Annotated in this window: 2 protein-coding genes and 1 pseudogene; all 3 read left to right on the top strand. The window is 69.0% G+C overall.

Features of this window, described 5'->3' with window-relative positions; translation table 11 throughout:
- The first annotated feature begins 413 nt into the window (after nucleotides 1–413).
- Nucleotides 414–1,174, top strand: a pseudogene (locus ACGFSA_RS28440) (alpha/beta hydrolase).
- Between the two features lie 69 nt (nucleotides 1,175–1,243).
- Nucleotides 1,244–2,080, top strand: a complete 837-nt coding sequence (locus ACGFSA_RS28435; protein WP_393308915.1) for an alpha/beta fold hydrolase — start codon at nucleotides 1,244–1,246, stop codon at nucleotides 2,078–2,080.
- A gap of 1,063 nt (nucleotides 2,081–3,143) precedes the next feature.
- Complete coding sequence (locus ACGFSA_RS28430; RefSeq protein ID WP_393308914.1) at nucleotides 3,144–5,513, top strand: SpoIIE family protein phosphatase; 2,370 nt, start codon at nucleotides 3,144–3,146, stop codon at nucleotides 5,511–5,513.
- The last annotated feature ends 516 nt before the right edge of the window (nucleotides 5,514–6,029 follow it).

Below are 6,029 nucleotides of genomic sequence, written 5' to 3'. Positions count from 1 at the left end.
CAACCCACCCTCCACGGCCGGACGACACGTAACGACCGCAGGAACGATCATCACCTACCGGTCAAGCAGCCGCCGAGAATTGCGCACCAGAGTCAAGGGTGCGGCGGGACGGTCCGGCACTGTTGTGCCCGATGTCGAAAGGCATACAGCAACGGGGAGTCCCGTGATCGAAGAAACCTCCGTGCCGCCCCGTGCAGGGACGACATTCCCTCGGCTGGACCAACGGTCCGCCCGTCGGGACGCTCATGGTGCCTGGCACGTGGTGGCCCGTCGCCGTGCACGTGACCGACCGAGGAGGTGAGACCCATTAACGCTGTATCAGGCTGGGTGCTCTCCTCCCCCGCGGTTGTGCGGTTCATCTGACATAGGTGGCCCTGGGAGCGCCCGTAGGCATCCCGAAAGGCCACAAACCTATGTACTTCACCTCGGAGACGACCTCGAACGGCGTCTCGGAACGTCCGTTCACCCATAACGGCATCTCAGGCCTGCTGGTCACCCACCGGTGCTACTCGCAGGCGCCCCCTGGTGCTGCTGGGCCATGGCGGTGGCCAGCACAAGCGCGCCCAGGGCCTCGTGGCCCTTGCCCGCTGTTACGTGACTCGCTGCGGCTTTGCGGTGGCGGCCATCGACGCGCCCGGACACGGTGACCGCCAAAGAACCGAGCAGGGCGAGCAGTTCGCAGCGGGCATCAGGGAACGAATGTCTGCCGGTGAGCCCATCGGCCCGCTCATCGCCCAACACCACGCCTCGCTGGCGACGCGTGCCGTTCCGGAGTGGCAGTCCACCCTGGACGCCCTTCAGGACGTTGACTACGTCGACGCAAGCGGACCGGTGGGGTTCTGGGGCGTGTCACTGGCAGCGCGATCGGCGTGCCCCTGGCCGCAGCCGAACCGAGGATCAGTGTCGCCGTCTTCGGCTGTGCGAGCCACGAAACCTGGCCAAGGCAGCGGCACAGGTCACCGCCCCGGTAGAGTTTCTGCTGCAGTGGGACGACGAACTGGTGCCGCGCGAGTCCGGCCTCACGCTCTTCGACGCCTTCGCTTCCCACGAGAAGACGCTGCACGCCAACCCGGGCCGCCACACGGGCATCCCCACGTTCGAGCTGGAGAGCTCACAGCGCTTCTTCGCACGTCATCTCGTCCGAGATCTCGACTCCCCGCAGGCACACCACTGACCTGCGTGGATCAAGCCGACGTACCGCTTCGGCACCTTTCTCCGAAACGCCACTGAAAGGATCTTCGCCATGCCTGCCTTCTCCGCCTATGACGGCGCCAAGCTTGCCTACCACGTCTTCGGCGACGGAAATCCAGTGGTCTGCCTGCCCGGCGGACCGACGGACTCCGTATACCTCGGCGATCTCGGCGGCCTTTCCGCGCACCGGCAGCTGATCAGGCTGGACCTCCGGGGAACCGGCCAGTCGGAGATACCGGAGGACGCCGCCTCCTGCCGCTGCGACCGACTCGTCGACGACCTGGAAGCCCTGCGCGAGCACCTCGGCCTGGACCGGATGGACCTGCTCGCACATAGCGCCGGCGCGAATCTGGCAGCGCTGTATGTGGGCCGCCATCCGGAACGTGTCAGCAAGCTGGCGCTGATCACACCGAGCGTCCGGGCCGTCGACTTCACGATCACAGGAGACCTCCGGCGCGAGACTGCGCAGCTCCGCCGGGACGAGCCGTGGTTCCCGGCAGCGTTCGCGGCCTTGGAGGCGATAGTGGCGGGCAGGGCCACCAGCGACGGTTGGAAGGCCATCGCGCCGTTTTCCTATGGCCGTTGGGACGAGGTGGCTCAGGCCCATCAGGCTGCTGGGGATGAGCAGATGAACATGGAGGTCGTGGCTGCCTTTGGCGCCGAGGGCGCTTTCGGCCCGGACGCCACCCGCGCCGCGCTCGCCCGGTTCGCTTCGCCGGTGCTCCTGCTCGCCGGAGAGGTCGATCCGGGTGCCCCTCCTCGCACGATGGCCGAGTTCGCCGGTCTGTTTCCGAACGCCGAGCTCGTCGTTCAGGCCGGAGCCGGACATTATCCGTGGCTCGACGACGCCGGCCGGTTCGTGGCGACCACAGAGGCGTTCCTGGGGTAGGCGACCGCATCGTCGCCGTACCTCAGCGGTTCTGGCCGGCTCGGGCGTCGGTGGCGGCTCGGCGGATCCTCGGGGAGAGGTTCGTCGACCGCTCGGGAGTGAGGCTGCTCGGCGGCAGGGCAAGGGAACGACGCCCTTGACATCGTCCCGCTGCCCCTGTTCGGGGGCGGGAGCTGCGGATGTACGGCTGAACGTGCGCAGCTCTCGGCGGAGCCGCGGAGCCCGTCGTCCTGGGCAACCAGGACCAACAGGGTGAGTTGGTGACTTCCTTCGAGCCGGTTCAACTCGGTCTGGTTGCAGAAGAGTTTGCGGGCGATCCGCTGATTCCGATCCCGGATCCGGGTGATTCGTGCCCCGCGCGGGTCGGGCTGCCGACCAGCCGCCCGGGCGGCCAACCGCCGCCCTCCGAACTCGCCCTTCAGCTGGCTCCAGGTCCGGTGGGGAGGCGCCCTGGAGGGGCGGGCCTGACGGGCGAGGTCTTGTGGATCACGCTGGCCGGCCTCCCCACGCGCGACACCCGGATCCCTGCCGAGCGGCGCCTCTCGTTGCGGCGGCCGGGCCCCCGGGTGTCGATGCGGAGGCCGAGCCGAAGCGCCCGCCGGAGGTGCCACCAAGCCGGGCATCCGAACCCGGCAGGACCGGGCCGGCCGGATTCTGGTCCGGGCAGGCGTCCCCGCCGACTGCGGACAGGCCGTGAAGCCGGTTCAGGCGACGCCGGTTCGCGCCGCGGTGGTGGATCGGGTGGTGGGCGAGGCAGGGCGCGTGGAGGCCCGACGCTTACGGCGGAAAGCGCTCGGCCCCCGTCCTGCCCGGCGCCGCGGGGTGGGCGCGGCGCCGCCGAATCGGCTCGCGTGCTGATCAGCGCGATACCGGCAGTCGCTCGCCTGCCCGGCAACCGCTACGGATGGTCACCGTCGTCAACTCCCTGGTTCCCCCGGAGTCCGATTCTCTGCGTCCGGCACGTGCGGCCTCGTCTAACGCGATCTGGCAGCAAGACCGAGAGATCCTTGAATCAGCAGTGGACTCGAAGGCGGGTGGATCAGCCATGGACACACCGACGAGCATGCCTCGTGACTCCCTCACCTCCGCCGCGGCTCTTGCCGTGGCAGCTCCGGACGGGACGCTGACCATCTGGAATTCCGGTGCGGAACAGTTGCTGGGGTACTCCGCCGGTGAGGCCGTCGGCCGGCTCGCGACGGCGCTGCTTGCATCGCCCATCCCCATCGGCGTTCGTGAGCGTTTGGGTCGGCAGGAGGACTGGACCGGGCAGGTGGTACTCCGCCACCGGGACGGCAGCGCGGTCGAGTGCCAGTTGCGGGCGCGTCCGCTGCCCACGGGTGACGGGCGAGCCAGTTGGCTGCTGGAGGGCGTCCCGGTCGAGGAGGTGGATCGCGCCACGGACCCTCTGCTCCGCTGGTCGTTCGACCAGTCGCCGTTCGCCCTGGCGATCTACGACTCGGAGGGCCGGTTCCTGCGGGTCAACGAGCCCATGAGCAAGCAGCTCGCCGCCTCGGAGCGGGATCTTCGCGGCCTCCGGATCACCGACCACATGCCCGATCCCGCCTTCCGGGCCCCCGAGCAGTCCGTCGATCGCGTGTTGCAGACCGGTGAGCCCGAGCGCATCGAGATGAACGTCAAGGTGCCAGGAGAGCCCCAAGCGCATGCCTGGATCGTCCGCTTCACCCCGCTGAAGGACTCCCTCGGGCTGGTGCACGGTGTGCAGTTGGCCGCCCTCGACTTCTCCGAGCAGTACGCGGCCCGCGAACGTCTGGCGCTGCTCGATGAGGCCAGCAGGCGTATCGGCAGCAGCCTGGACGTGACCCGCACCGCCCAGGAACTGGCCGACGTGGCCGTGCCCGCCCTCGCGGACTACGTCTTGGTCGATCTCTTCGACCCCGTGCTGCACGGCGACGAGCCGCCGCCGGTTCCCATCCACGGTCCTTTGCTGCTGCGGCGCGTGGCCGTCTGCCCCGACGTGAAGGCTGCCGTCGCGGTCGGCGGGTTGTCCCGCTACCCGGAGGTTTCGCCGATTGCTCGCTGCCTGGCCACCGGTCGCGGCACCGTGCACCAGATCGGCGAGCCCGAGATCACCCACTGGCTCGCCCAGGCCCCGGACCGATCCGCCTGGGTGAGTCGGCACCGCGCGCACTCGCTGATGGCGGTGCCGCTGCGAGGCCGCGGCACCAACCTCGGCGTCGTACTCTTCATGCGTCTGGGTCCGTCGGCCGCGCCGTACGAGCAGGACGACCTGCAGATCGCCGAGGAACTTGTGGCACGCGCCGCAGTCTGCCTCGACAACGCCCGCCGCTACACGCGCGAACACACCACGACTCTGGCCCTCCAGCACAGCCTTCTGCCGCAGGGGATGCCCGATCAGACCGCTGTCGACGTAGCCAGCCGCTATCTGCCCGCAGACTCGAAGGTCGGTGTCGGCGGTGACTGGTTCGACGTGATCCCGCTCTCCGGCGCCCGCGTCGCTCTCGTTGTCGGCGATGTGGTCGGTCACGGGATCCATGCCTCCGCCGCCATGGGGCGCCTTCGCACCGCCGTACGCGCCCTCGCCGACGTCGATCTGGCCCCGGACGAGCTGCTTGCGCATCTGGACGACCTGGTCGTCCGGCTCGGATCCGGGCCCGAGTCCGGAGCTGAGGCGCCCTTCGGAGAACTCGGAGCCACCTGCCTGTACGCGGTCTACGACCCCATCTCCCGCAAGTGCTCGCTCGCCAGCGCTGGCCACCTCTGGCCCGTTCTGGTGACCCCCGACGGCAAGGTGGACTTCCTCGAACTGCCCACCGGCCCGCCGCTCGGCCTGGGCGGGCTGCCATTCGAATCCGTCGAACGCGAACTTCCCCAAGGCAGCCTCCTGTCCCTCTATACCGATGGCCTTGTCCTGGCGCGCCATCGCGATGTCGACGCCGGCCTGCACGCTCTGCGTACGGCCCTCGCCGACGCGGCTCCGTCGTTGGAAACCACGTGCGACCGGGTGCTCGATGCTCTGCTCGCCGAGCGGCCCGCCGATGATGTCGCGCTGCTCATCGCCCGTACGCGTGCCCTGGACAGCAGGCACGTCGCCGTCTGGGATCTTCCCGCCGATCCGGCCTTTGTGGCCGAAGCCCGCTCTCAGGCGACCGCCCAACTCCACACCTGGGGGCTGGACGACCTGGCCTACGTCACCGAACTCGTGGTCAGCGAGCTGGTGACCAACGCGATCCGCTACGCTGCCGCGCCCATTCAGCTGCGGCTGATCCAGGAAAGGACACTGATCTGCGAGGTCTCCGACGCCAGCAGCACCGCACCGCACCTGCGCCGTGCCCGCATCTTTGACGAGGGCGGACGAGGCCTCATGCTGGTCGCCCAGCTCACCGAGCGCTGGGGAATGCGGCATACCGGCACAGGCAAGACCATCTGGGCCGAGCAACCCCTTCCCGTGTAGGCGCTCGGGACCAGTGAGGGGGCGCGCCGAACGGCCCGGAGACAACAGGCCTCGCACACCGACCGGCCGCAGAGGGCACGGCCTGCCTGGAGCGGACGCGGTGGAGCCTGGCCCACACTCGTGCTGCGGTCCGGTCAGCCCACGAAGCTCCCGGCAGATGCGGGTGATCTTGGTCGAGACTCCGCCCACCAGGAGATTCGTCATGTTGTAGCGAGAAACTCGCCTACGAAGAGAACCTCGGTCGGAAAAGGCTCACCGATCGAAGTCTGTCCACCCGGGAGATACCTGATCCGGTCGCTGTCTGTCGTCAAGGCGGCACCTCATGACTCCGGGCGCGTCCGTCACGTCCAGGCGTTTGATGGCGACCATGGCCGCATCGTCGCTCAGGTGACCGCCTGCATGACGCTGCCGATCGGCGTTCAGGTGCGCCTCGTCCTCCGCCGCCACGTAGACCCAGGCAAGGTGCAAGGGACCAACGCGGCGCCCATGACGCCCACGTGAAGGACCTCAGAGTGC

The organism is Streptomyces sp. NPDC048496 (assembly GCF_043200055.1).
Classification (GTDB): Bacteria; Actinomycetota; Actinomycetes; order Streptomycetales; family Streptomycetaceae; genus Streptomyces.
Note: the sequence above shows the minus strand (reverse complement) of the source record. Positions and strands in the feature narration are given on the sequence as shown.